Source organism: Leptospira ilyithenensis (assembly GCF_004771005.1).
Lineage (GTDB): Bacteria > Spirochaetota > Leptospiria > Leptospirales > Leptospiraceae > Leptospira_A > Leptospira_A ilyithenensis.
The window spans coordinates 1-24,402 of the sequence record NZ_RQHV01000048.1 but is presented as its reverse complement, the minus strand read 5'-3'; the positions used below and the strand labels follow the sequence as shown (position 1 = coordinate 24,402).

29 protein-coding genes are annotated in these 24,402 nt (G+C 40.7%); 15 read left to right on the top strand and 14 right to left on the bottom strand.

The window, feature by feature from the left end; all coding sequences use genetic code 11:
- Positions 1 to 35: 35 nt before the first annotated feature.
- The 7 genes from EHS11_RS10490 to EHS11_RS10460 form a co-directional block, all read right to left on the bottom strand.
- Complete coding sequence (locus EHS11_RS10490) at positions 36 to 1,400, bottom strand: HAMP domain-containing sensor histidine kinase (RefSeq protein WP_135764374.1); 1,365 nt, start codon at positions 1,398 to 1,400, stop codon at positions 36 to 38.
- Complete coding sequence (locus EHS11_RS10485; RefSeq protein ID WP_135764366.1) at positions 1,393 to 2,070, bottom strand: response regulator; 678 nt, start codon at positions 2,068 to 2,070, stop codon at positions 1,393 to 1,395. Before EHS11_RS10485 ends, EHS11_RS10490 begins: the two co-directional genes overlap by 8 nt.
- Positions 2,071 to 2,151: 81 nt before the next feature.
- Positions 2,152 to 2,562 carry a hypothetical protein gene (locus tag EHS11_RS10480; protein ID WP_135764365.1) on the bottom strand — a complete coding sequence of 137 codons (411 nt, stop codon included), beginning with the start codon at positions 2,560 to 2,562 and terminating at the stop codon, positions 2,152 to 2,154.
- Positions 2,552 to 2,902, bottom strand: a complete 351-nt coding sequence (locus EHS11_RS10475) for a hypothetical protein (protein WP_246047766.1) — start codon at positions 2,900 to 2,902, stop codon at positions 2,552 to 2,554. The genes EHS11_RS10480 and EHS11_RS10475 overlap by 11 nt, the downstream gene beginning before the upstream one ends.
- Entirely contained in the window at positions 2,895 to 3,371 is a 477-nt protein-coding gene (locus tag EHS11_RS10470; protein ID WP_135764364.1) for an RNA polymerase sigma factor, read from the bottom strand. The genes EHS11_RS10475 and EHS11_RS10470 overlap by 8 nt, the downstream gene beginning before the upstream one ends.
- Before the next feature lie 89 nt (positions 3,372 to 3,460).
- Positions 3,461 to 3,841, bottom strand: a complete 381-nt coding sequence (locus EHS11_RS10465) for a DUF6249 domain-containing protein (RefSeq protein ID WP_135764363.1) — start codon at positions 3,839 to 3,841, stop codon at positions 3,461 to 3,463.
- A complete protein-coding gene (locus EHS11_RS10460) occupies positions 3,838 to 5,016 on the bottom strand; it encodes a hypothetical protein (RefSeq protein WP_135764362.1) in 1,179 nt (392 codons plus the stop codon). Before EHS11_RS10460 ends, EHS11_RS10465 begins: the two co-directional genes overlap by 4 nt.
- Before the next feature lie 207 nt (positions 5,017 to 5,223).
- Here EHS11_RS10460 and aat point away from each other — a divergent pair, with 207 nt between their 5' ends.
- Positions 5,224 to 5,880, top strand: a complete 657-nt coding sequence (gene aat / locus EHS11_RS10455; RefSeq protein ID WP_135764361.1) for a leucyl/phenylalanyl-tRNA--protein transferase — start codon at positions 5,224 to 5,226, stop codon at positions 5,878 to 5,880.
- On the opposite strand, the gene EHS11_RS10450 is transcribed toward aat, so the two are convergent.
- Positions 5,867 to 6,475 (bottom strand): hypothetical protein, encoded by a 609-nt coding sequence (locus tag EHS11_RS10450; RefSeq protein WP_135764360.1) that lies wholly within the window; start codon positions 6,473 to 6,475, stop codon positions 5,867 to 5,869. The genes aat and EHS11_RS10450 overlap by 14 nt on opposite strands.
- 14 nt (positions 6,476 to 6,489) lie before the next feature.
- Entirely contained in the window at positions 6,490 to 6,813 is a 324-nt protein-coding gene (locus tag EHS11_RS10445) for an Mpo1-like protein (protein ID WP_135764359.1), read from the bottom strand.
- A gap of 260 nt (positions 6,814 to 7,073) precedes the next feature.
- Here EHS11_RS10445 and EHS11_RS10440 point away from each other — a divergent pair, with 260 nt between their 5' ends.
- Positions 7,074 to 7,361: an LIC10235 family protein gene (locus EHS11_RS10440; RefSeq protein WP_109021472.1), complete on the top strand. Its 288-nt coding sequence runs from the start codon at positions 7,074 to 7,076 to the stop codon at positions 7,359 to 7,361.
- A 49-nt stretch (positions 7,362 to 7,410) separates the two neighbouring features.
- Here EHS11_RS10440 and EHS11_RS10435 read toward each other — a convergent pair whose 3' ends face one another.
- Positions 7,411 to 7,584 carry a DUF1289 domain-containing protein gene (locus EHS11_RS10435; protein WP_135764358.1) on the bottom strand — a complete coding sequence of 58 codons (174 nt, stop codon included), beginning with the start codon at positions 7,582 to 7,584 and terminating at the stop codon, positions 7,411 to 7,413.
- Between the two features lie 78 nt (positions 7,585 to 7,662).
- Between EHS11_RS10435 and EHS11_RS10430 the strand changes: the two genes are divergently transcribed.
- Genes EHS11_RS10430 through EHS11_RS10395 form a run of 8 tightly spaced genes read left to right on the top strand, consistent with a single transcriptional unit; the run spans position 7,663 to position 15,005 of the window.
- Entirely contained in the window at positions 7,663 to 8,169 is a 507-nt protein-coding gene (locus EHS11_RS10430; RefSeq protein WP_135764357.1) for a flagellar protein FlgN, read from the top strand.
- Positions 8,170 to 8,181: 12 nt separating this feature from the next.
- Positions 8,182 to 10,095, top strand: coding sequence for a flagellar hook-associated protein FlgK (gene flgK / locus EHS11_RS10425; protein WP_135764356.1), 1,914 nt, complete (start codon positions 8,182 to 8,184; stop codon positions 10,093 to 10,095).
- 4 nt (positions 10,096 to 10,099) lie between these two features.
- The gene (locus EHS11_RS10420) at positions 10,100 to 11,365 is read left to right on the top strand and encodes a flagellar hook-associated protein 3 (protein ID WP_246047776.1); all 1,266 of its coding nucleotides are present in this window, start codon (positions 10,100 to 10,102) and stop codon (positions 11,363 to 11,365) included.
- A gap of 13 nt (positions 11,366 to 11,378) precedes the next feature.
- On the top strand, positions 11,379 to 11,840 hold the full coding sequence (fliW, locus tag EHS11_RS10415; protein WP_135764354.1) for a flagellar assembly protein FliW: 462 nt from the start codon (positions 11,379 to 11,381) through the stop codon (positions 11,838 to 11,840).
- Positions 11,841 to 11,843: 3 nt separating this feature from the next.
- Entirely contained in the window at positions 11,844 to 12,083 is a 240-nt protein-coding gene (gene csrA / locus EHS11_RS10410) for a carbon storage regulator CsrA (protein WP_135764353.1), read from the top strand.
- 23 nt (positions 12,084 to 12,106) lie between these two features.
- On the top strand, positions 12,107 to 13,852 hold the full coding sequence (locus EHS11_RS20330; protein ID WP_135764352.1) for an acyl-CoA dehydrogenase family protein: 1,746 nt from the start codon (positions 12,107 to 12,109) through the stop codon (positions 13,850 to 13,852).
- Between the two features lie 34 nt (positions 13,853 to 13,886).
- Positions 13,887 to 14,549 carry a lysophospholipid acyltransferase family protein gene (locus tag EHS11_RS10400; protein ID WP_135764351.1) on the top strand — a complete coding sequence of 221 codons (663 nt, stop codon included), beginning with the start codon at positions 13,887 to 13,889 and terminating at the stop codon, positions 14,547 to 14,549.
- A gap of 48 nt (positions 14,550 to 14,597) precedes the next feature.
- Positions 14,598 to 15,005, top strand: coding sequence for an OsmC family protein (locus tag EHS11_RS10395; RefSeq protein WP_135764350.1), 408 nt, complete (start codon positions 14,598 to 14,600; stop codon positions 15,003 to 15,005).
- A gap of 88 nt (positions 15,006 to 15,093) precedes the next feature.
- Here the strand turns inward: EHS11_RS10395 and EHS11_RS10390 are convergent, their stop codons facing one another.
- From EHS11_RS10390 to EHS11_RS10380, 3 genes are all read right to left on the bottom strand, one after another.
- On the bottom strand, positions 15,094 to 15,936 hold the full coding sequence (locus EHS11_RS10390; protein WP_135764349.1) for a metallophosphoesterase: 843 nt from the start codon (positions 15,934 to 15,936) through the stop codon (positions 15,094 to 15,096).
- A gap of 1 nt (position 15,937) precedes the next feature.
- Positions 15,938 to 16,399: a hypothetical protein gene (locus EHS11_RS10385; RefSeq protein ID WP_135764348.1), complete on the bottom strand. Its 462-nt coding sequence runs from the start codon at positions 16,397 to 16,399 to the stop codon at positions 15,938 to 15,940.
- A gap of 62 nt (positions 16,400 to 16,461) precedes the next feature.
- Positions 16,462 to 17,310: a sulfurtransferase gene (locus tag EHS11_RS10380; protein WP_135764347.1), complete on the bottom strand. Its 849-nt coding sequence runs from the start codon at positions 17,308 to 17,310 to the stop codon at positions 16,462 to 16,464.
- 168 nt (positions 17,311 to 17,478) lie between these two features.
- Between EHS11_RS10380 and EHS11_RS10375 the strand changes: the two genes are divergently transcribed.
- The 4 genes from EHS11_RS10375 (at position 17,479) to EHS11_RS10360 (ending at position 22,122) form a co-directional block, all read left to right on the top strand.
- Positions 17,479 to 18,354: an LIC11113 family protein gene (locus EHS11_RS10375; RefSeq protein ID WP_167884409.1), complete on the top strand. Its 876-nt coding sequence runs from the start codon at positions 17,479 to 17,481 to the stop codon at positions 18,352 to 18,354.
- Entirely contained in the window at positions 18,347 to 19,807 is a 1,461-nt protein-coding gene (locus tag EHS11_RS10370) for a S1C family serine protease (RefSeq protein ID WP_135764345.1), read from the top strand. Before EHS11_RS10375 ends, EHS11_RS10370 begins: the two co-directional genes overlap by 8 nt.
- The gene (locus tag EHS11_RS10365) at positions 19,797 to 21,161 is read left to right on the top strand and encodes a PDZ domain-containing protein (protein ID WP_135764344.1); all 1,365 of its coding nucleotides are present in this window, start codon (positions 19,797 to 19,799) and stop codon (positions 21,159 to 21,161) included. Before EHS11_RS10370 ends, EHS11_RS10365 begins: the two co-directional genes overlap by 11 nt.
- A 73-nt stretch (positions 21,162 to 21,234) precedes the next feature.
- Positions 21,235 to 22,122, top strand: a complete 888-nt coding sequence (locus tag EHS11_RS10360) for an ATP-binding response regulator (RefSeq protein WP_135764343.1) — start codon at positions 21,235 to 21,237, stop codon at positions 22,120 to 22,122.
- On the opposite strand, the gene EHS11_RS10355 is transcribed toward EHS11_RS10360, so the two are convergent.
- The gene (locus tag EHS11_RS10355) at positions 22,119 to 23,558 is read right to left on the bottom strand and encodes a hypothetical protein (protein WP_135764342.1); all 1,440 of its coding nucleotides are present in this window, start codon (positions 23,556 to 23,558) and stop codon (positions 22,119 to 22,121) included. The two genes, EHS11_RS10360 and EHS11_RS10355, sit on opposite strands and share 4 nt — an antisense overlap.
- Between EHS11_RS10355 and EHS11_RS10350 the strand changes: the two genes are divergently transcribed.
- A complete protein-coding gene (locus tag EHS11_RS10350; RefSeq protein ID WP_246047763.1) occupies positions 23,518 to 24,138 on the top strand; it encodes a hypothetical protein in 621 nt (206 codons plus the stop codon). The genes EHS11_RS10355 and EHS11_RS10350 overlap by 41 nt on opposite strands.
- Positions 24,139 to 24,402: the final 264 nt, after the last annotated feature.

The following is a 24,402-nucleotide window of genomic DNA, read 5'->3' as shown; positions in this document are numbered from 1 at the left end:
ACCAAGATCTTGACTGATCTTACTCTTACTAGACGTTATTTTTTGGGAAACTCAAATGTAAAAATGGACCCTCCTTTCGGGTTCGGAGACACGAATACTTCCCCGGAATGCAGCCTAGCAATGTGTTTTACTATGGATAATCCAAGCCCTGTTCCGCCTTCTTTTCGAGAACGATTCATATCTACCCGAAAGAACCTTTCAAAGATACGTTCTGAGTCTGCTGTTGAAATTCCAATGCCCTGGTCGATGACTTGGATTCTGTACCGATCGAAAGTCTCTTCCGCTTTTACCATAACAATGGAACCTTCCGGAGAATAAGCGGAAGCATTTGTAATTAAATTTACTAGTACGTGTTCCATCAAAACCATATCAGCGTGAATCAAAAGGGAAGGGGCTACGTCAAAAACCAGATTTTGGTTTTTTTTGGAAAAGATCACACCTACCGAATCCGCTACACTTTGGATCAGATCGGCGATGGAAAATGATTGGCTTTGCAAAATGGTTTTGTGGTTTTCCAGACGGGAAATCGTTAACATATCTTCTACGATCCGAACCATTCTGTCGGTATTTCTCAAAATCGCATCTAAGAATTTTTTTTCATTTGAATTGTCAGGCAAATTCAATTTGTATTCCAAAGTTTCCGCATAACCTTTGATAGATGTGATTGGTGTTTTCAATTCATGAGAGGCATTCTGAAAGAACTGCTCTCTGATCAGTTGGTTTTGCCTGTCTTCCGTAATGTCTAAAATGACTCCGATGTACAAATATATGATTTCGTTGGATTTGATGGGATAAATGCGAACGTTATAGTAATGATTGCCTTCTTGGAACTCGGATCTTCCTTCCAAACCTTTTTTGATTTTGGTTTCGATGAATTGCAATAGTTCCCTGTTCTTCACCGATTTCTGAATGTCTTTGAATTGGGAATTTTCAGAAATGATGGAAGAAGGGATATTACGATTTAAAAATAAAAATTTTCTATTCCCATCGATTGCAAAGACTCCTTCTTTCAGGTTTTGCAAAAGAGAATTGAATTTTTCCTTTTCAACAGTCAGATCTAAAAATTGGTTTTTCAACCGTCTTGCCATTTCATTGATGGAGATGGTAAGATTGGCAAGTTCCCGAATTTCCGGATAGGAAAGTTCGACACCGAAGTCTCCAGCGTTGATCTCTTTGGTCTTTCTTTCTACAAGGGAAAGAGGATCAGTTACTTTGCGTGCGATGGTGATGGATGTATAAAATGTTCCGAAGATAGCGATGAGTACGTAAAGAAAAAAGATAAGAGGTCGGAATTCGGGACGGATCAGATCTTCAATAAAGATCACTCCTGCAGCTAATAAGAGTAAAACGAGAAGCAGACCCCAGTTGAGTAGAAGTAGTGTGGAAAAAAAACTACGCATCCCGGAAACGATATCCGACTCCACGGATGGTTTCCAGTCTTTCTTTTTCACTCAGTAATTTATCTCGGAGTCTTTTGATATTTACATCAACGGTTCTGTCAGTGACAAATACGTCCTTTCCCCAAATCCGATCCAATAATTTGTCCCTTGAAAAAGCAACTCCCGTGTTAGAGGCAAAAAGTTGTAAAATTTTAAATTCGATTAAGGTAAGATCAATTTCTTTTCCATCCACATATACTTTATGTGCGGTGGGATTGATTTGAATTTTTCCGGTGGAAACAGTTCCTACGTTTTCCGTTGTGGCGCCGTCCGCTTGTCTTCTGGTTACGGTTCTGACTCTTGCAATCAGCTCACGGATGTTAAATGGTTTGCGGATATAATCGTCAGCACCAAGTTCCAAACCGAGAACTACGTCGGTTTCGCCGGTCTTTGCAGTCACCATAATGATAGGGATCTGAGGGTATTTTTCTTTGATCCGTTTGCAAAGATCCATTCCGCCGATACCGGGAAGCATCAGATCCAGAATGATCCCTTCGGGAAGATTTTTTTCCAATCGGGGAAGAACTTCCATTCCATTATGGCATACTTCCACCTGGAATCCTTCTTCCTCTAAGTGGAACTGAATCAATCCCGCTATGTCTTCTTCGTCATCAACAACCAAGATTTTCATGAATTAAGATTACAATAACGACAAAACATTGCAATTTAATTACAAAACGATTACATGATTGCGAATAGTCGAAACGGGAAATTAGGAGAGTTCGTTTATATCTTGGATCGCTTTTCTTTGGCGGATCATTAGAAAACTTAAGAAACCCAAAAATAGAAAAAGACCCAGACCGTAGACCCAAAGCAGGTTTTTCAAACGTGCCTGTTCTTTCTCGATTGCTTGCATTTCTTCCAAGTGAGAGATGAGAAAATAAAAATGATCGATCTTCGGATATTTTTCTTTTGCTTCGCTTCGAATTTGAGTGATTATCTCTTTGGTTTCTTCTTTGGTTAATTTTTCCAAAATCGGAAAAGTTTTTTCCAAATCCATTTCCAAAAACTCTTTGGCAGTGGGGAGAGCGGCAGCGGAAGACTTTTCTTCCGCAAAAAGGGAAACGGAGAAACAAAGAAGGAGTGATAAAACTAAGGATCTAAATCGAAAATCAGACTTCATGAAAACCAAGTTTTTCTTTCCATTCTTTTAAGAAAGGAATTCGCGTATTCATAATCAAAAATCCCAATACCAAGCAGTAAAAACAAAAAAACAAACTGGAGCTGATCAGGATGGGCATCAAAGAATAAGCGGAACCGAATAATTGTTTGCCGAAGTACAAAGTCCCCAAAGGGATGAGAAACAAAGTAAACGAAAACAAAATTCCTGAGATCAAAAAATTCAAAGGTAATATTTCGGACAAGACCCTAAAGCGAAGATTAGGTGATTCAGGTTGGTTTTTTAACAAAGGATCGGGAGAAAGAAAATATACTTCAGGATTTTCACGAGTCTGTCTATTCATGTTGCCACCATTTCCGAATCAGGTCCTTTCCCCTTGAAATATGGCTTTTGATAGTATTGATTTTGATGTCCATATCCAGAGAGATTTCTTTCAAAGATCTATTTTCAAAATAATGCAGTATGATGGGTTTTTGGTAAGCAAGAGGCAGACGTGAGATTAACTGTCTGAGTAAATTTCCTTCTTCTTCTTTTGCCAAATCTTCTGCAAAGGAAGATTGGCTCATCGCGTTCGGATGGGATTCGTGAGATTCATCCAAAGTATGAATGATCGGTTTTTTCTTTTTAAAATGACGGGAAATTTCGTTGCGGGCAATTTGAAAGAGCCAAGTGGAAAACTGCGCTTCTCCCCGGAATGTACTGAGCGCTTCGTATGCTTTGAGAAAAACTTCTTGCGTGAAGTCTTCCGCTTCTTCCTTCGTAGAGAAGGCTTTTGAAGCTTGTGAAAATACCATACCTTGGTAACGTTTCATCAAACGTTCAAACTGAGAAACATTTCCGCCTAAGACGGACTGAATGGAATCCCAATCTTCTTCGTTGCAGGCCCTTGGAGGGGCGGCGGTTATTTGCTTAGTTTGTAGAAGGTCAATAGACCTAACCCAATTGCGAATGGTATTAACCCTCCCATCATCGCCATGGATCTTCCCAAGACGAGTATAAATACAAATGATAGTGCAAATCCAGTGAATGTCAACAAAAGACCCAGGAAAAAGGAATAGGCCCTTAGATCAAAGGACCAGGGTTTGAACTGCCCGGTTTGAATCAGTGCCATCTTCTGCTTATGCCACCATTTGAAGAGAAAGAACAGAAGTGTGGTTCCGAACATGATCCCGATATTGGGAACCATATAAAGAATGAACTTATATGAGGAACGTTCTTCCCCAAGAGCCGTTTTGATTTCTGTAAGACTTCGTAAAATCGATTCGTATTGTTCCGGTGTCATGTTACCTCCTTGCCAATCAGAGTAGATGCGTAACTTGCCAAAAGTGACATGCCCTCCTCTCTGTCACATTGAAAAATTTGAACTCCTATACTGTGATTTTCGGAATCGGAACTTGCTGTCTTAATGCTTCTTAAACTTCCGTAAAACGTATAAGGAAGTGAATTGATTTCAATTTGAAAGGAAATAGGAGAACCTACTGTTTTTGTTTCGATGGATTCTTTGTCTTTGATGTAGATTCCGATTCCCGCTCCGTCCTGGCTGATATCCCGGATCATTCCCTGTTCTGCAATCTGGGTCCAGTCTTTCGCATACGCAAATTCCATTTGAAATACGAATTCTTCCGCACGTGCATCAAGATACTCAAGCAACGGACCTATTCCTTGGGGACCGGTGATCGCATCCTGTAGTGCCGCATTTCCCAGGTCAGGTAAATTGCTTAAAACTTCAAAATAACCTAACAGTACTTTGCTTGTAGAGAAAAAAGGAACTATCAGTACCGATTTGATATTGTTCAATAGATGGTTGTCCAAAATGGATTTAACATACTGATCATTTAGCTTTTTAGGGGAAAAAAATGTATTTTCCATATAGAAGATTTTGCGATTTGAATCTCTCAGATAATAAGGTGCTTTGGATGTCGCAAGTGCTTCCATCAGAGGAGTGTCAGCCGCATAAAAAAATCCTATGTTTACTCTTTTGATGAAATAACCGTAGTTAGTTAATGATTGCTCCAAATGAACTTGCCATTGATTGAGTATCTGATTGATCAGAGATGTTTTTCCATAAAGAGAAATGATGGTACCTATATCTGCAGTAGGTGCCATCATGATCTTATGAGTTGTAATGGAATCAATCGCTGCCCGTTTGGAAGAACGTTCCAAAGGTTCGATGAGCGCTTCAGTGACTTGAAAAAGATCTTCCAGATATGGATTTGCCAATTTGACTTTGAGTTCCAGTCTGTTTTCTTTAAGAACGCATACGAGCGAAGAGGGTTTGTCAGTAAGCGGTTCACCGGAAACCAATGTAAAATGAACCGATTTCAAAATATCATTTACAGTGATCGGATTTACCATCTGGTATTTTTTTTGGGAAACCGGATCAGTCAATGTGGTGGATGCTAATTTTGAAAGTATTCCCAGAACAGTTCGTTGGTCGGTCAATCTGTATTTTTTCATGTCTAAACGATATGTTCCGTAAAATCATACTATCTTTCTTAATTTTTCCATCGTTTTTCCTTATTTGGTCGGAAAAACCCACATTGATGAGCATTGGAAGGGAAGAAAGGTGATTTACGTAAAATTGGAAATTGATAATTTTATTCTAAAGAGACCGATCAAATCCATTCTGCTAGCTTATGATTATCCGAAGGAAATTCTTGTAGATTGACCCAAAGAAATTTTGCACAGTTCTTTAAAAACCCGAGGGAAGCGAAAGAGGACCTCATCGCCGTCGGCGGAGACTTTAGCGCAGAACGGTTATTATACGCATATACCCATGGAATTTTTCCCTGGTCGGAAGATCCGATTCGTTGGTATTGCCTGGATCCGAGAGCAATCTTCGACTTGAACAATACCCATTTTTCCAAAACGCTTCAGAGAAAGATCAGGCAAGGGGTCTATCGGATCAGTTTCAATGAAGCATTTGAAGCCGTTATGCAGGGTTGTGCCTACAGGGAAAAAGACAATACCTGGATCACCGGTGGGTTTTATAAAGGATACAGCCAAATGTATCGGTTGGGTTGGGCCCACAGTGTTGAGGCCTGGAATGAGAAAGATGAACTGGTAGGCGGAGTTTATGGAGTAGCAATCGGCAAATTTTTTGCCGGGGAGTCGATGTTTGCCTTTCAGTCCGACGCTGGTAAAATCGCACTTTATCATTTATTCGAGAAGCTAAAAACGAGCGGGTTTATACTTTTTGATACTCAACAGCTAAATCATGTTACATGGACATTGGGTGCGTATGAAATTCCTAAAAATTCCTACCTGGACAGGCTGCAAAAAGCGGTCGTTTCTCAGGAAAAATGGATCATTCCACAGTAATCTTATTCAACTCGTCCAATTCCAGTTTCCAAATTCGAACCAGGTCCTCTAAAAGGACTTTTCTGTCTTTTTCTTCCGATTTTTCCAAAGAGAACGGGTCTGTTTTGGAATGTTTGTTTAAAACTTCTTTTGCCTTTGCCATATCCATGGAAGTTCGAAAGATCTCAAACTCCTGGATTCCCACATCCGGGTGGGCTTCGTCTTTTACATACAGAGGTTTAACAAGACTTAAACGAATACTTGAAATAGGATAAGGAGAGAATGCAAAGAGAGATTTTGCGGAATACAAAGCATGCAGCATAGTTGTGTTTATTTTGTATTCTTTTTGAGAAGAAAATGTCAATGCAGAAGAACCGCCATAGCTTACTTCAAGAAGTTGGTATTTTGACACGGGATCGGTAGTAATTTTCCATTCTTTTAGCTCATATTCAAAAATAAGAGGGATCAGTTGTGCTGTGGCTTCTTCCGCTCCTATTTGTTTCTTTGCATGTATTGCTGCTATTTTTTCTTTATTCACTCCGGAGGGACTGCATCCTAAAAGAGTACAAAACACTAAAAACAAAGAAACAGGGGTTGCGTAAACTTTCAGATTCATATCCAACGGGGTATTTACTTTGGAATTTTTCCCACTAACATTCGTCCATACATCATCCAATCGGAGATAAAAGATAGAAAAGGGTATTTGAATGTGGCCGGGCGGTTTTTTTCAATGAAGAAATGCCCTATCCATGCAAATAGGTATCCTGAAAACAATGCCAGAACCAGAGCGATCCAGTTGCCTGAAGAGATAAAGGCAAAGATAAACCCGATCGCAAGCGACGATCCGATAAAATGTAAGGCTCGATTCACTGCATTGCTATGTTCGGTTAAATAAAACGGAAAGAACTCGGTTAGGCTTTTGTACTTTTTAGTATTAACATCAGAGGTGCTCATATCTATATCCTTTTGACAGAATTCCAGAATACCCTAAATAAAACATATGCCAATAAAAATTTGCACACTATTTCGGGATTTAAACTAATATTTGAACAGAGTTCATCATATTGAATTTTCTTGTTTTTTCGTAATCTGATAAAAGTTAAGCGGAATCAAAAATTATGTTGCGCGTTAGAGGGCCATACCTAATATGCATTAATATTTTAAAATATAACACAGAAAGACGCTGAAAAAAAGCTTGTGAATTAGAGGTGCCAATGAAACCAAAATCAATCAAATCCGACGAACTATCGAAAATTTTCTCCGACTTGAAAAAAGGCGAAGAGTCATCCATCGGAAGTTATTTGATTAAAGGTGTTCGTCTACAAATTAGTAAATTCAATCTGTCCGGAGCAGAGAGAGTTCAACTGCTTTACAAAAGAAGAAGAACGCAAGGTCTCTGCATTGTTTGCGGAAAGAAAGTTACTAAGAAAAATGCATCAACCGGTCAGCTATACCGTTTATGCGAAGACCATAGAAACAAAATCGACAAAGGAACCAAATAATCCGGGTTCTATCTATAACTGTAGCTCTGGCTTTCCCGCCAGGGCTTTCTTAGCTTCGAGCGTTCTCCTTCCTTTTTTCTAATTTCTCCCAAATAAGCGCCTTCTCTTCGTCGGTATACTGTGACCAAAGCCCGATTTCTTCCAAAGTACGGAAACACCCGGCGCAGAGTTCCGTATCGGGATCCATCATACATACCTTCGTACATGGTGATTTTTGCGACATAGTGGCAGAAATAGTAAATTTTTATAAATTTTCCTAAGCCCATTTTCAATTCCGTCGATCCTTCAATTGAGGGAACGCATGCTGGATTGGGTAGAATCGCTTAGAAGTCTGTTTACTAATGAAATAGACTGTTACAAACGGCTTCTGGATTGGGAAGGCAAAAAAAGACAGGCGATCCATAGCGCCGATGGCCGAGCTCTCGAATCTTATGTCAAAGAGAGCTACCATGTAATGGTAGAGGCATCGGAACTGGAACGGATTCGTATGAAGACGATCCAGGAAGTTTACGAAAAAGAAAAATTCGAAAACAAAGAAATCACATTAACCAATTTTTTAAATCAAATGGATAGGGAATCCAATTATAAACTGAAGGGTTTTGCACAAGAGTTGAAGAGTGCAGTGCAAGAATTGAAAGAAGCAATCATTGTGAATGATAAATTGCTTCGTACCCGTAAGGATTTCCTCCAAAAAACAATCGATACCCTTCATGAACACGAAAGGGAAAAAGTTTATACATCGAGCAAACAACCGATTCGGCGAGGGCAGGGCCAACAGAGCGCGGTCATTTTGAACGCGACTGCCTAGGAGTTTAAAACTATGGGATCCACATTTCAAGGAATCGAAATCGGAAAACGGGGATTGTCTGCTCACCAGCAAGCACTCCAAACGACTGGTCATAACATATCCAATGCAGATAACAAACATTATGCTAGGCAGCGAGTAGTGATGAATAGCATGGATCCGATTTACGAACCGGCACTCAATCGTGCCGAGGTAGCGGGTCAGATCGGACAAGGAGTGAAAGTTGCGGAGATTGAAAGAGTTCGGGACAATTTCATAGACGATCGTATCGTCGAGTCTTCTTCTACGAAAGACTATTGGGGTAAAAAGAACGATTATCTCTACCAAGTGGAAACCGTTTTCAATGAGCCGTCCGGTACCACGCTCCGTGCTTTGATGGATAATTTTTGGTCTGCTTGGGAAGATCTGTCCAGTTATCCGGAAGAAACGGCGCATAGAGCTGTTGTTCAGGAAAAAGCAGAAGGTCTGGGAAGCAGAATGGAAGATGTATTCCGCAAACTGTCCCAACTCAGAGAACAGGCCAATAGAGAAGTAGAATCAAAAGTACATCATCTCAATACTGTTGCCGAAAATATTAAATCCTTGAATGAAAAGATTGGCAAGTCACAAGCATTAGGTGACAATCCGAACGACCTACTTGATAGAAGAGACGAACTTTTGCAAGAATTGGCCGGGATGGTGGACATCACTATCGGAAGAAGCGATGAAGACGAGCTGATGGTTTTCATCGGTCAGCAGATTCTCGTTCAAGGACAAAAAGTTCACAAAATCGACCTTGTCGGTAACCCGGCAAACGACGGTTTGTTGGATATGAAATGGGCTGAAACCGGTAAGGAAGTGCTGCTTCGCAAAGGAAGTATTCAGGCACTGTACGAAATCAGGGACAATATCCTTGTAGAAAAAATCAACTCGGTAGACGCACTTGCCATCAATGCAATGGATATCATCAATGAGATCCATAAAGACGGATTCGGTTTGAATGGAAAAACAAATCTAAGTTTCTTTGAAGAAAAGAGCCTTGCTACGAATACGTTTGGGGAAATCGACACGGACGGAGACGGTCTGAACGACAAAACCGCGATCTTTCGTGTCACCGGTAGAACTTCCATCGACCCGGACCGCCCGATCGGGATCAGCGGAACCATGCGTTTTTTAAAAGCAACCGCTCTCGGAGAAGAGGAAGTTCTCGTTCCTTACTCCAAAGACGATACATTGAATGCAGTCATCAAAAGAATCAACCGTTCCGAAACAGGTGTTGTTGCTTATATGTCGCATGACAACCAATTGGCGCTTAAATCTACAACACAAGCTCATGATAAAAAAGAAAACTTCATGATCCGCCACTTGGAAGACTCGGGAGAATTGCTTGTAGGTTTGACAGGGGTTCTTTCCGGGGCAGGGTCGGCAGGATCTTTTGATTATCGCAAACTAGGTGAAATCAATAAATTCCAGGCAAATTCACAGGATGTGACTCTAACTCCTATGTTTCATCCGTCCGCTTTTTTTCATATGTCTGCCGACGTAAAAAATAATCCGGCTAACATTGCAGCGGCGAGAGGTAAGGATGTCGGTGGAACGGGAGATTACAATTCTCCTCACGGCCATAAAGACGGAACGAACGCACTTCTCATCGCGGCTGCCCTTCGGGAAAAACCGGTGATGTTCGATTATTCCAAAACCACGGATGATTTTTATAACTCGCTGATTTCAAAATTGGGAACAGAAGCCCGCGAAGCAAAACAGGAATATACCACTCAAAGCGAGTTGATGGTAGAATTGGAAAATATGCGTCAATCCGTAATGGGTGTAAATTTGGATGAAGAGATGGCTAATATGGTTCAGTTCCAACAATCATATAATGCCTCCGCGCGTATGATTTCCACACTCAATGAAATGTTGGACACCATTATCAATAGGTTAGGTGTATAGTATGATACGTATCACCAATATGATGCAAAATAACTCTCTGGTGCGAAACTTAAATCGTCACCAGGTGGCTATGGATGAAACCCAAAATCAATTGGGCACAGGTTTGAAAATTCGCAAACCTTCCGATGATCCCGGTGCCGCGACCAATCAAATGTTTTTTCGTTCTCGGTTGAATGAACTTTCCCAATTCGAAGAAAACATCGGAGACGGATACCAAAGACTGCAACAGGTGGATGGAGTTCTGGACAAGATGGGAGAGATCTTCCAAAGAGTGAGAGTCCTAACTGTCCAAGCAGGAAATGGTATCTACCAAGGCGATAAAGGTTTCGAATTGGAAGTTGCAATCGGTAAAGAGATTGACCAACATTTGAGGGCAATTGTCGATTTGGCAAACGCAAGAGATGCTACCGGACAACCTTTGTTTGGCGGTTTTGTTACGGAACGTCCTCCCTTCGAACCGATTGAATCCAAGATCAAAGGTCTGCAAGGACTGGAACTCAAAAACCAATATGTAGGTGTGGAATATCGCGGAGATATCGGAGAACAGTTACGTGAGATCGAAAAGGGAGAATACATTCCTGTTACGATTCCCGGAAATAAAGTATTCTGGGGGACCAACGTAAGTGTTACCAGTCGTGTGGACAACTCTTCTTACCAGGCAACTTCCGATCAAATTTTCAAAATTGACGGAGTGGAAGTGCATATCTCGGTAGGGGATACCATAGACGATGTCATTGATAAAATCAATAACTCTCCCTTGGAAGTAAAAGCCAGTAAGCTGGCTCAAGATAATATTTCCATTTCATCGACAGCCCCTCACCAGATTTGGATGGAAGATGTTGCTGGCGGAACCGTATTGAAAGACATCGGTCTGATTGAACCGTCTGCCAGCGAACCACCGAATAACTATTCTAAGTCGGCAACGGTGACTGGTCTTTCTGTGTTTGATGTGCTCATTCAACTTAGGAACGATTTGATTCAAAAGGATCAGGAGAGAATCGGTGGAAGGGATCTGGGAGATCTGGATCTTGCCTTGGAAAATATTCTGCGTCATCGTGCAACGGTCGGTGCCAGAATGAATCGTATGGAAGAACACGAAGATCGTGTATCTTACGACAAGATGTACATGACGGAACTTCTTGCTAAAAACGAAGGAATTGATTTTCCGGAGACCATCATGAATATGAAATGGCTTGAAACCATCCACGGATACGCACTCAATGTGGGCTCCAGAATCATCAAACCTTCTCTTATGGATTTTCTTCGTTAGGATTTCAGCTTAAATGTCAGTAACAATTCACACAAAACCTTTTGGAACCATTCAAGTGGAACAAAAACAAATTCTGAGATTTTCGGGCGGCCTTCTCGGATTCGAACAATACACCGAATATGCGTTAATCGAAGAGAACGCGGAAAGTCCTTTCAAATGGTTGCAATCAACCGATGAATCCGGTCTTGCATTTATTATGATCCAACCGGAACTTTTTCTGAATGATTATAAGCCGGTTATTTCGGAAGAGGAACTGAAGGACATAGATCTCTCAAATTGGAAAGACGGAATCGTTTTTTTAATTGTTACGATACCTCATGACAATCCAAGAGGAATGACTGCCAATTTACAAGGCCCTGTGATCATCAATGGAAATGCGGGTAAAGGAAAACAGTTCATTTCCAGGGATGAAAACCATCCGATTCGGAAAAGTATTGTAGAGTCTATGGAAGAGCCGGCTTCTGAAAAGGTATAATGCGTGTTAGTTCTTGCTAGAAGGAGCAATCAATCCATAATGATAGGTGACGATATCGAGATCGTCATTGTGGATATCAAAGGCGATCAGGTGAAAATCGGAGTAAAGGCTCCTAAAAACGTATCTGTACATAGAGCGGAAGTTTATAAAGAGATACAGGAAGAAAATAAAAAGGCAGCCGATACCAAGATCAAACCGGAAGATTTGGGCAAACTGGGCGATATCTTCAAAAAGAAACAGTAAGAAAACGGAAAATAAAAATAATTATGATTTCAAATAATTATTTTTCCGACGACGAAGATCTGAAAGTATTCTTCGAACATCTGATTGATTGGCCTTCCATTGTAGAATCAACGGAAGGAAAAGATTTTTCGGATCATGAGATTTATAAAAAAACCGGCAATCCCCGATTCGAAATGGCACCTTCCGATATACAGGAAGCTATAGAATTATATAGATTGAGTCTTGAATCTCTGGGAGAATTTTTTGGAAAAGAAGTTTCACAGGTTTCGCAAGCCATGGATCGAAATCATTTGCGTTATGAAAATGGAAAGGTGATTTTTCCCAAAGAAACAATTTCAATATACGAAAAATTTCGGGATACGGGTCTTATGCCCTATTCCATTTCGAGAGAAGCTGGTGGACTGGGATTTCCTGCAACGGTAGGTGTATTTTTTGTAATGATCATGGCAAGAGGGGACGTTTCTTTTTGCATGACCATCACGCTTTTGAATCTTGCACAGATCATATCCAGATTCGGAACAAAAGAGCAGATAGAAAAATTTGCAGCAAAAGCTGCATTAGGTGAAACTCTTTTTGCAATGGCTTTGACCGAGCCTGATTTCGGATCGGATCTGAACAATGTCCGAACTACGGCAACAAAAATGGAAGATGGAACCTATCGTATCAATGGAACAAAACGTTTTATATCGCAAGGGTGCGGACTCGGGCCCTATCCATCGAGTTTACTCACTCTTGCCCGAACAGGAAAACAAAATGGTGCCCGAGGGCTTTCCGTATTTTTGGTAAAAAGTTCGGACATATCTGTCGCAGGAATCGAAACAAAGATGGGAATACATGCTTCACCTACCTGCGAGATCGTTTATGAAAATGCTTTCGCAGAGATTCTAGGGGAAGAAGGACTCGGTCTTACAAGATACACGACCGGGATGACAAACTTCATGCGGTTAGGAAGTGCGGCTGGTGGCCCGGGTGGGGGAGCCGGTGGATTTTACGAATGCAAAAAATATGCGGACGAAAGAATTCAATTCGGAAAACCGATTTCTGAAATTCCCGCAGTCGCGGAAATGATTCATAAAATTCAAAGAGAAGTAAACGCGATGAGACTTCTCACATTTGAAACTGCATACGTAGTAGATATGTACCAGCACCATCAGATCCGTTTGGAGAAATCAAACACAGAAGATAGAGAAATTCGAAAGGATGAAAGAGTAAAGACTTGGGGGAATCTCGCATCGATTCTCACACCCATTGTAAAATACCATTGCTCCGAAGAAGCACATCGATGTGCATACCTTGCAATTCAAATTCACGGTGGAGCGGGATATACGGAAGATTATGATGTGGCAAGAATGTTTAGAGATTCGAGAATCAATACCATTTATGAAGGCACAAGTCAGATACATGTAAGAATTGCATCGGGAGCAATTGTCGCGGGCATGACTTCGGATGGAAATTTTAGAAAATACATCGACCGGATTAAAAAAGAAATCGAATCGCCGTCGCTGTTTCTACAGGAACAATCAAATATGTTTGAAGAAGCTTTGGTGAGTTTTCGAAGTATACCGGAAGAAGATATCCGTGAAAAAGTTGCGGAAAATCTGATGATCATTACAGCAAGATATCTTTGCAGTCTATTGTATGAAAGGTCGCTCCGTAAATTAAAAGGAACCGATGTGTATGACAGGTGGATCCGTGACGCACGCGCTTACCTCATTGACAGCACTGCCATTTCAAAAGCTTGCATTTATAGAATTCAAAATGCAGAATAAACAAACTCACGACTATAATTTTTAGATTATTTTTATGAAACGAAAATTCCTAGTATGGTTTCTTCCTCTTATCGTTTGCTTTTTGCAAAGATGCATAGGATTTACTTCCCGATTCAAAGAAATCGGAAAGGCACACTATGATTTGTTAGTTGCTAAGAACTCTCCTTTGATTTTATCCATTTGGCACACAAATGTTTTATATTCTCCTTATTTGCATAGAGGCAAAAATGTAGGAGTTCTTATCTCCGAGTCCAAAGACGGTGATTTTATCAATCAGGTTGTATTGAGGTTTGGAAATACCAGCATTCGGGGAAGTTCTTCCAAAGGCGGATCTAAAGCTTTGAAAGCTGTGATCGTCCATCTCAAAAAAGGACTTTCCGCCGCATTCACACCGGACGGACCGAGGGGCCCGGCACTCATCGTGCAACCTGGGTTAATCGCTGCAGCGCAAGTCACTCAGGCTCCGATTGTTCCTTTTCATTATGAATGCACAAGACAGTGGATTCTGGAAAAGGCTTGGGATAAACATAGAGTTCCCAAACCTTTTACCACCTTTGTTGTTTCCTACGGAGATCCTATTTATATTCCTAGAGAAATGAATGAAGTGGAATTTGAAAACCAAAGAAAACTTGTGGAAGAGGCGATGCTCGCCAATCGGGAACGTGCTATATCGGAAGCACAAAGATTAAGTAGCTAGCTTTAAAATAATTCTTGTTTTCCGGAATCCATCTTCGGGAAATAAGATATGGCAAACTCCTTCGCAAAAGATATCATCGTTCGGACTGAAAAAACAAAGTATGTTACTTCCATTGACACCGGCAGCCACAGGTGGTCTGCAGACGAGTCGATTGAATCAGGCGGAACCAACTTAGGCCCCGCTCCTACACAAATCTTGGTTGCGGCCCTCGGTTCCTGTACATCGATCACCGTACGGATGTATGCTGATCGTAAAGAAATGCCTTTGGATGTGGTGGAAGTTTCTCTCAATCTGGAAAAAACAGCTCCCGACCAAACCAAAATCATTCGTAATATCAAATTGATCGGAGATTTGACATCCGCGCAAAGAGAAAGATTATTGCAAGTAGCGAATGCCTGCCCCGTGCATAAGATCTTAAGCGGGACTATAAATATTGAGACAGGGCTTTCGGACTAAATTGTGAGCTTTCAAGTATGCGCTATAGTGCATTCGGATTTACTAAGAAAAATCGAGTATAGTATTGCCAGCAGCATATGACGAAAGTTTACACCCAGACAGGTATGACGACCACTGAACCGCCGTTCCATTCTATTTTTGTATGGAAATGTTTTCCTTTTCGAATACGCGGCACTTTTGCCCCGTTTACATAAGTCGTTCCGCCAGTATATACGATTGATTCTCTTTCTATTTTTAATGCGGGAGAATGATGGTGCATATGTCCGGATAAAACGGCAGGAACTTTTTTACCTTTTTGTTTTGCGTATTGAACTGCAAATTGAAGGTCTTCATCTCCGATGTCCCCTCCTTCTTTTTTGAAATCGGCTCCGTAGATAGAAGTGGGTTTGTCTCCCAATCCATAAGATCCGTTATGTGACAGAAAGATCAGATTTTCTTGGGAGATGGAATCGATCAAAGTCATGTATTTGATTTTGGATTCTTCCGAATTGCGAACTCCATAAACGGAAGATAGATTTTTTGCAAAACTAAATCCGTCTCCCATGGCATGAGGTCGTCCTACGATAAGTGTTAGGCTTTTTTCTTCGGACAGCACAACTGTGCTATAACCCATAATGGGAAGAGGCCGAACCTTTTCTGAAAAAGTTTTCATACGTTTTCTATAGCCGAAACTCCCCAGCCATTTGAGAAAGGAGAGATTTTTTGCTTCTCCGAGAAGTCCTAGTACATTGGTTCCGTCCCAATTCCCGGGGATCAGATATGCTTTTTTTTGCAAACCTTGCAGGGAAAAATCAAAATCGATTTTCCCGAAGGAACCCAGTTTTCCAAAGTCCCCCGCAAAAAACAAAACATCATAATCCGAGTTGTTGAAATATTCCACGTCTTTCTCGTTCCAAAAACCGTGAATGTCTCCGATCAATGCGAATTTCATATTATTTTCTGACCCTGGAAATAAAGCCGCGAAGGATTTTTTCTTTCAAGCCACCTAATCGAACAAAGGTGGCCGGTTTACCTAAAGGAACTTCTACTTGATAAACTAAGTTCCCTTGGATATTTTTCCCGTTCATTCCTTTTACAAAGTTTTTAAAATCAGGGTAAAGGGTTTCTTCCGCATACCATCTCCATTTCAATTGGTCTCCGAAACCGTAAAAGGATTTATTTTCAACTAATATCTGTTCAATGATTTGGTCATTGCAGGTCCGGATCAGATCGTCTTTGAAACGAAAAGAAGCCATTCTGTATTTGACATCCGCAGTTTGTTCCCAAGAAATTTGAGAATTAATGGGTGTTATGCCGGAGAAAGTCGTGGAAGGGATTCGTATTGCTCCTGTGGAGCAGGATAAGCAGGTTAGAACGGGAAGAAGAAGGTAGAGAAGAGAGCGAACCAATGCCATGGACATCCTCCGAGAAAAGTCCTTTGATTCATAATGGCATTGGTGATTTCGTAAATCTTTTTTTATACTTTCTTGCGATCGACTCCACCTACGCGAGGTGCGGCTGCTGTGGCAGTTTTTTGGCCGAACATGGATACCGCTTGTTTCGGTAAGCTGGATTTTCTCCACTCAAACCAAGAACCTTGGTAAGTGCTGATGTCGATATAACCTGCTTCCTGTAACATCAATGCAAGTAAACAGGAACGAGCTCCATTGTAATCGTAAATCACTGTAGGTCGCTCCGGCATAAAAGGAAAACCATTCAGGCGTTTTTTAAATAAAGAACGATCAATCAAATTTGCTTCTGCATCGTATAGATTGCGCCAGTCCCAAAGGAATGCACCAGGAAGGCGTCCGCAAAGAGTTCCTTCTTCAGGAGCGGTTAGGCGGGGAAGCCTGCCTTCATACTCATCCATTGTACGAGCATCGAAGATTTGCAACTTGGTAAGATTTTTTTCCATAAAGGCTTTGTCTACAACGCCTTCGATAGGTTTGGTTTTATCGGAAGGAGTAAATTCCAATTTCAATGTGCCTGGTTTTTTATTTCCGTCGAATGGCCATTTTTTGGAGAGAACGTAACTTTCTTTGATGCCCATTCCGCGAAGGAGGAAAACCATCCGGGAAGAAAACATACCCATACCTTCATCGAAGACAAGCACTCTTGTTTTTTTTGATTTTTGGATTTCCTGCGTAACCGCAAGCATAGGCCCATAGAGTTTCTTTTGTGATTCCGGGTCAGAACCAAATGCCTTTTTGATAAATGGGAAATAAAAGGCTCCATCTAGAGTTTCTTCTTCATATGCAGTTTGGGACCTGCAATCGATTAGAAAATCACCCGCTTCAACCTCTGTTTTAAGAAAGCTCCAGTTCAAAAAAATCTCCTTATCGGTACATTACTTTCCCCCCCTCTGTTTTTTGAAAGCCTGAAAACCAAAAAACAAAATCGTTTTTCTTGTGAGACATAATTCAAAAAGAAATCGGAACCAGATCTTCAATTCTAGGGGGGCGATCCTCCGATATTGAATACTACCTGGTCCAATATGAATCCGATTTCTCCTAAGATACTGAAGTTGCTTTTTTTACTTATTTTTATCGTTCAATACGATTTAAAATCGGGAGAAGTTATTCCCAACTCCCTCAAAATCAACTTAAGCAAGTTATATGAAAGTCTGGGCGAAGAAGATAAAAAAGAAAAACATCCTTTAGTCAAACATTCGATAAATAAAAAACATCTTTTTGCAAAAGCTGACGAGAACGGATGCAGTCTGGTTTTGACTCAAAGTTTCGGTACAGTAAAATATTTTTCCATTTCTTGCGGTGGAAAGCCCAAAGAGGGATTGATTCATTTTTCTCATTCATCCAGAAAAGGACAAATACCGGAAGGCCATTTTCGTTTGATAGGGATTCATAAAATAGGAACTAAGAACTATATTGAGATTTCGCTTGGAGATACTAAATTTGAAACTGCCTCTGTTTCGAATAACAAAGATGATACGGAGTTTCGGTACATCCGTTCTCCTTTTACGAGAAAGTCCGAGAAAAAAGAAATCTATCGTGAATTAAAAAACCCGAATCTTATTTATTTCCGCTCTATCGCTTATGACAAAAACCGTAGAAGGGAGGCCCCCAGCAATTTGGAAGTTTTTTTTGATGAGTCTTGCCCGCTCGTGTTTTTGGAAAAAGATGAAAGCTTTTATTGGGATAAGACCATCTCTTACGTATTTCAAATCTCTTGTGTGAAAGATACTCCTTATGCACTTGCCCGTATTCCCGGAAATAGCGAAGGCAGATTGATTGTTTCCGATCAAATCTCCCGATTGCCTGAAAAGGGAGACAGATTTTATGCCAAACTTCGTATGAGAAAGATTACCAACGAACAGGCGTTCTGGGAGGAATTCAAACTTTATTATGAATAAGTCGTTTTCAATTCATTTTGTTTTATTTTTCAGTTATCTTTCCGTTTTTGCGGGGTTGTCCGCACAGGAAAGTCCGAGCGTAGATACGATATTTCGATCTGTTGTGTTTATTCGAAGCGAGGGATTTTCGACGGAAAACAAAATCCAACCTTGGATGAAAAAAAATCTAAGTACAGGTCTCGGGTCTGGGATTGTCATTTCGAAGAATACGATTCTTACGAACGCACATGTGGTGATGGATGCAAAAAGAATCACTGTTCGAACCGGTGCGGGTAAAAAAGAATACTCCGCCGAAGTGAAATTTATCGGCTATGATTGCGATCTTGCTTTACTTGAGGTAATGGAACAGGGGTTTGCGGAAAACACAGGTTCCTTGAGTTTTGCAGAGGCCTATCCCGCGCTGGGATCGGATTTACTGGTGTTAGGTTATCCCAATGGTCAGGAAAATCTGACGGTAGAAAAAGGCTCGGTCTTGCGGTTGGAAAAAAACCGTTATAGTTTCAGCGGTCTTGATTTCAGAAACGTAATTAAAATAAATTCCAACATCCTTCCCGGAAATTCAGGCGGGCCTGCGGTCCAAAACGGCAAAGTGGTCGGTTTGGTTTTTCAGATCAGTAAAGTAGGAAGAGAAGTCGCTTATTTGATTCCGAATGATATCATTCAACATTTTTTAACCGATGTGATTGATGGAAAATACGACGGATTTCCCAGCTTAGGATTTACTTTTCAAAACGGATCTCCCGTTTCCCTAAAACAAGTGTTAAGGATTCCGACGGAAGAGTCGGGGATCTTTCTGAATCGTGTTTATCCCAATTCTACTTTTTCCAATACTTTGAAAGAAAAGGACTTTTTGGTTTCTTTGGACGGTTTGCCCGTAACTGCGGACGGAGAACTGAAACAACAAGGAGTTATGGTTCCTTTGGTGGATTACATTGAAAGCAAACACTTGGGAAATAAAATCTCTTTCGAACTGTATCGCTCCGGAAAAAAATATCAGGCCGAAGCAACTTTGCAGAAAAACTTTTCCTTGGATCTGTATCGGGAGGTCACTGATAATTATCTTCAGGAAGCTGGTCTTGTTTTTCAACCGGTATCCCGATCTTTTTTCAATTCGGAAGACGGTGATTTGGATAGCTCTTTAAAATACCATTACAGCTATTTCATTCAAGATATACTTTATCGTTATACGAATCGGGATATTGTGCTTAGTTTTATTTTTGAAGATCCGGAAACTGCAAAATACAAAAAGTATAAATTCAAAGTTTTGGAATCTCTCAACGGGATTGTTCCGAAAGATTTGAATGATTTGAAAAAAATTTGGAAGGAAAACGCAAAAAGTTTTATTGCATTGCGATTTAGAGGAATGGATCTTCCCATCATTTTAAATTCCCAGTCCGTCAATGGAATCAATGTTCGCGTTAAAAAAAGATACGGAGCTGGTTATGAAGAATAAGTTCCTGATATTCATTCTATATATTGCAGGTGTTTTTGCACTCACTGCGGGAAATATTGAAGATGTGAATTCGATTGATGTGCAGGTGGTGTTTCAAAAGATCAGCCACCAAAATCCTTGGATTGTGGGTGAACCGTTTTCCAAAAGGGGAAAAGCAATCCATGTAGGAAAGGGTTTGTTTTTTACAGTGACTCTTTCCCAACAAAAACCTTTGTTCGCTGAATTTGACTCTCTTGATTTTTCCACGCCTAAACTGAAAGTGGAAGCTTATGATCCTGAAACCGGTTTTACCCTCTTACAGGCGTTCGAAGGGGAAAAATTAATCCATGCCGTTTCTTTAGAGGAAAAATCGGTAAAAAAACTTTGCCCCACAGGAAAGTCCAGATATGTTCAGCTTCCTTTTTCCAAAACACCTATCAAAACCTATTTATTGGAAAAAAAAGAGGGAGAAGATCCCAATTTTTCTTTCAGCAAATCTACGTTATGCGGCATAACGTATCTTGATTTTTTAATCCCTACGGAATACGTAAGATATTTTTTAAACGAAACAGGTTCCATCCGCTCTTTTCCCCATCCCGGGTGGATTTTTGATGTTCAGCTCACTCCTTCTGAAAAAGAATATTATGCAAGAGATACGGGACGAAGTGTTTTGGTTTCCGAATCCTTTCCCGGGGTTGGTCCGGCTTATAGTCTGTTTCCCGGAGATTTGGTTTTGTCGATCGGCGGGAATTCTTTAAGCTCATTGAACGATTGGGATCGTTACGACCGTGTGATGGATCTGATTCTGAGGGACTCCCAAGGGAACTTGAAAAAAACAGGCACCACTGTCGATCTAACTCTATATCGAAATCATACCAAACAAACTATTTCCTATAAACTTGCCCCTTTCAAAACAGACGGTTTTCTAATCCCCGAGCAAGCGCCGGATCGCAAACCGACTTACTTGATTGCGGGAGGCTTTTTCTTTACGGAGCTTACGGGTTCCTACTTGAAGGAGTTTGGTAACGAATATCGGGTGAAATCGGAGAAAAAACTTTTATACCTAATCGATTTTTATCAAAAGAAAACGCACCCTTTACGGGAAAGGATCGTGATTTTAAGTAGAGTATTTCCTTTGGAAGGAAATGTAGGCTATCAGGATTTCCAAGATTTGATTTTAGAAACGGTAAACGGGGCGAGAGTCACCTCACTCAATCAGTTGAAGGCGAAACTTGATAAAGATGATACCGGTTATTTTGCGTTTGAATTTTCAGGCGGTAAGATAGCAGTTTTTACGAGAAAAGATATTCAGATGCTTCAGTCGGAATTGCAATCTACCTACAAGATCGGAAAAGTTCAAAATTTAGAAGAATAATCCGATCTCATAAAAATAATTTTTGCATAATTATGAAAATGGGCATCAATAGAGAGCCGGTCAAGAGCCCAAAATGAAGATCCTTTTTGTAGACGATGAAGAAAACATTCGAGATCTTTTTTCCGAATATTTTAAACGCGATTATGAAGTATGGCTTGCTTCCAACGGGGAAGAGGCTCTCAATATTGCACTCGGTTCTCATTTTGATTTGATCATTTCGGATATCAGCTTGCCGAAGTTAAATGGTATTCAGTTTATAGAAAAATTAAGAGTTAAAGAAATTTATACCCCATTTGTAGTAATTACAGGGGACAGTGATATTCAAATTGCAATCGACGTATTCCGCTTAGGTGCGGTTGATTTTTTTCTTAAACCTTTCAAGATGGAATCTCTTCGTCTTCGAATTAAAAAATTTGAAAACGCGGATTTGGATACGGTCGCTCTCTACAAATCCGGCGATGCCATGTTCAATGAAGGGGAATATAAAATTTCCCTTTTGCCTAAAATCAGAAATATAAATAAATATGTGGCACTCCTTGTGCAGCAAGTTGTTGCAAATCCGAATATTCAGGAAGACGATCTGCTCTCACTGAAAGTGGTTTTTTACGAACTTCTTTCGAATGCCATTGAACACGGAGCAGCCGGTATTACTTATAAGGAAAAACAGACTTTTCTGGAATCGGGAAAGGACTATTTCCAATTTGTAGAAGAACGTTGCGCCAGTTGCAATTATGGAAAATTGATAACCGTTTCGACAAAGGTGACGGAAAAGGGTGTTACGGTCACGATTGAAGACCAAGGTGAAGGATTTGTATTGGCCGAAGTACCGGATCCGATCCAAAATCCGGGGGCCAATTTACTGAGCGGACGCGGAATCTTTCTTACCAAGATGAATATTGATGAAATTTATTATAATGAAAAGGGAAATATAGTTCGCGTTTTCAAGGAATGGACTTATTAAAATTGAAAACCGGAAGATAAATAGATTCGAAAAAATTCCCTATCGTTTTCTCCGTTTTGTTCCACCTTCGCATAAGCCACAGAAGCTGAGATAAATCCATTAAGCCATTGTTCCAAATTAGAAGTTGTTTTTAGAATGATTTCAGTTCCTTTTCCAATCTCGGAATAAGAGCGATTGATAAAAACGTCACCACGTAAAAAGGGATAAAATTGATAACCAGACTGGATTCCTATGATTCGGATGCCTTTGTTTTCGAAGCCAGGTGTGCTTTTGTCAAAAATATCGTAAAACACGCGATCGTTGGTGAGTGATACCGACTCATAGAGTAGAAAAGAAGAATATCCTCCCATGACTCTCGGTTCCGCAAGGGGTGCCGCATAACCGTTGCTTTCCGAGTCGGATCTTTCCTTTTTGTCTTTTTTTGTGTAAAGCCCCGACAAAGACATTAGAATCTTTCGGAATTCTCCGTGTAAGGATGAATATGCTAAAATGGAATTTGTAGATTGTTCCGATTCTTCCCAGGGATAGGATTTGAATTTTCTACTTCCCGTTAGGCGGATAACCGATAAATCAACCGAGGTGTTTTCCCAGAAATTTTTAGACCGAAATTCCAGGCCAGTATAAAGAAAAGCACCGAAAGTGGAAGTGGGTGTAAGCTGATTGTCCGAGGTAACAAGTTTCGGTTCTCTATATACGTAACCGAAGAATTGCAAGTTTTCCCAAAATAACAGATCGTTAGATCGGATCGCTCCTCCCCAGATTTCCTTTCTTTGGTAATTCCATGCCTTCGGGTTGAAAGATTCTTCCTCGGGTTTCATTCTAAGGGAAATTAGAGAAAGAGAAACAATTTCATTTTTCGCCAATTGGATTTGGCCGTAGTTTGCCATTCCGTTAAATAAGAACCCGAATCCATCGAGTCTTTGCCAACCCCTTCCACCTTCAAGACTGACCCGAACATTTTGTACGGTTGTCCCCATGGAAACGAGGCCTTCCGCATCCCAAACGGAGCTTCTTCTTTCTTCCACGAGTTTGGACTCGGATGCGATTACCCTGGGAGCCAAGGTCATTGATAGAAAGCTGTTTCCGGATTGGTAATAAAATCCGAATTGGGGATTCCCCGTGATGGCACCGAGGTATTTGCCTGCTTGGTCTTTATTTTCTCCTCCTTTCTGAGAACGAAATACCCCCGCACCGAAAATCTTATGATAAAAACCAAAGCCGTCTTCCCGATCCGATTTTGATTCTTCGAGCCGAGTGAGGGATCTGACTTTTACCCGTCCCCAGTCGGTTTGGGCTTTGTAGTCATCCCATAGGTAACCTGAATAGGATTCGGAAAACAGTTTCGTAGAAAAAGAAAATAGAAGAAATAAACTTGCGCCGATGATTATAGGGAAAGTGAAACGAATCTTAAAATACAAATACTGGGGACTTTTCATTTTTCCTTTTCTACTGGTTTTCTTAGCAGGTAGAGAGGCGAATACTCGTTTTTCAAGAGATCTGAGTCAGTTTTTTCCGAAAGAAAGCCTAAGTAAAAAAGAAAGGGTCCTTTATTTTTTAACGGAAGAAGAAAAAAATTCTAACTTGAGTCTTCGGGAAAAAAAAGAATTCACACATGCAGTGGTTCGTTCGGGCCAAAGACTGCAATTGCCTGATGGCACTAAGTTAGGCGGTCATATTCCAGACAGTGATCTTTTTTTATATGTTTGGGCAAAGACCAGATCCGATCTTCGCTCTGACTCCAAATCAGGACATGGAATTCTGGGTCTTCCCGAATTTCAAGTGGCAAACTTGGAGAAAAAAGCCGGTGCTAAAATCGACCGCGTCTTCGATGTTTTCAATTTCAATCTTCAGTTTAAAATAGCTTTGGTTCTTTATAAGGAATACTTATCCGCAGGACTGTCCGCAAAAGACGCCTATCTGAAGTTATATGGTTTGGGTAAGGCTTCCACTGAATGGGAAAGATTGGAAAAAATTTACGCGGATCTGCACGAAAAAGTCATTCCCGAAAATTTGTAAAGATTGCCTGCGCTAGCGATCGCAGCGAAGAGCGCGGTCGTGCTGTGGTAGGTACCACATATTAAGTTCCATTCGAAGCGCCCATTAGGCAAAAAGGCGAACTTATTTGAAGAAAATTCTTTGAGCCGAACACTTCGCTTTACAAAGGAAAGGTGATATGGTAAAAGGAGCGCATTGGGTGGCGGGAGGAAACCATCCCGTTACCCATAAAGTTCTTGTACGTGGTATAGCATTTAGTGATCTGTTGTTATGGAAAACGAGCAA

Coding starts and splice junctions, on each gene's coding strand:
- EHS11_RS10480 (WP_135764365.1), bottom strand. CDS start 2,562: ATGAAGTCTGATTTTCGATTTAGATCCTTAGTTTTATCACTCCTTCTT.
- EHS11_RS10470 (WP_135764364.1), bottom strand. CDS start 3,371: ATGAAACGTTACCAAGGTATGGTATTTTCACAAGCTTCAAAAGCCTTC.
- EHS11_RS10370 (WP_135764345.1), top strand. CDS start 18,347: ATGAATAAGTCGTTTTCAATTCATTTTGTTTTATTTTTCAGTTATCTT.
- EHS11_RS10475 (WP_246047766.1), bottom strand. CDS start 2,902: ATGAATAGACAGACTCGTGAAAATCCTGAAGTATATTTTCTTTCTCCC.
- EHS11_RS10390 (WP_135764349.1), bottom strand. CDS start 15,936: ATGAAATTCGCATTGATCGGAGACATTCACGGTTTTTGGAACGAGAAA.
- EHS11_RS10460 (WP_135764362.1), bottom strand. CDS start 5,016: ATGAAAAAATACAGATTGACCGACCAACGAACTGTTCTGGGAATACTT.
- EHS11_RS10400 (WP_135764351.1), top strand. CDS start 13,887: ATGAAACGAAAATTCCTAGTATGGTTTCTTCCTCTTATCGTTTGCTTT.
- EHS11_RS10435 (WP_135764358.1), bottom strand. CDS start 7,584: ATGTCGCAAAAATCACCATGTACGAAGGTATGTATGATGGATCCCGAT.
- EHS11_RS10355 (WP_135764342.1), bottom strand. CDS start 23,558: ATGAAAAGTCCCCAGTATTTGTATTTTAAGATTCGTTTCACTTTCCCT.
- EHS11_RS10465 (WP_135764363.1), bottom strand. CDS start 3,841: ATGACACCGGAACAATACGAATCGATTTTACGAAGTCTTACAGAAATC.
- EHS11_RS10360 (WP_135764343.1), top strand. CDS start 21,235: ATGAAGATCCTTTTTGTAGACGATGAAGAAAACATTCGAGATCTTTTT.
- EHS11_RS10430 (WP_135764357.1), top strand. CDS start 7,663: ATGCTGGATTGGGTAGAATCGCTTAGAAGTCTGTTTACTAATGAAATA.
- EHS11_RS10440 (WP_109021472.1), top strand. CDS start 7,074: ATGAAACCAAAATCAATCAAATCCGACGAACTATCGAAAATTTTCTCC.
- EHS11_RS10485 (WP_135764366.1), bottom strand. CDS start 2,070: ATGAAAATCTTGGTTGTTGATGACGAAGAAGACATAGCGGGATTGATT.
- EHS11_RS20330 (WP_135764352.1), top strand. CDS start 12,107: ATGATTTCAAATAATTATTTTTCCGACGACGAAGATCTGAAAGTATTC.
- EHS11_RS10365 (WP_135764344.1), top strand. CDS start 19,797: ATGAAGAATAAGTTCCTGATATTCATTCTATATATTGCAGGTGTTTTT.
- fliW (WP_135764354.1), top strand. CDS start 11,379: ATGTCAGTAACAATTCACACAAAACCTTTTGGAACCATTCAAGTGGAA.
- EHS11_RS10375 (WP_167884409.1), top strand. CDS start 17,479: ATGAATCCGATTTCTCCTAAGATACTGAAGTTGCTTTTTTTACTTATT.
- EHS11_RS10450 (WP_135764360.1), bottom strand. CDS start 6,475: ATGAATCTGAAAGTTTACGCAACCCCTGTTTCTTTGTTTTTAGTGTTT.
- EHS11_RS10385 (WP_135764348.1), bottom strand. CDS start 16,399: ATGGCATTGGTTCGCTCTCTTCTCTACCTTCTTCTTCCCGTTCTAACC.
- EHS11_RS10445 (WP_135764359.1), bottom strand. CDS start 6,813: ATGAGCACCTCTGATGTTAATACTAAAAAGTACAAAAGCCTAACCGAG.
- flgK (WP_135764356.1), top strand. CDS start 8,182: ATGGGATCCACATTTCAAGGAATCGAAATCGGAAAACGGGGATTGTCT.
- EHS11_RS10490 (WP_135764374.1), bottom strand. CDS start 1,400: ATGCGTAGTTTTTTTTCCACACTACTTCTACTCAACTGGGGTCTGCTT.
- EHS11_RS10395 (WP_135764350.1), top strand. CDS start 14,598: ATGGCAAACTCCTTCGCAAAAGATATCATCGTTCGGACTGAAAAAACA.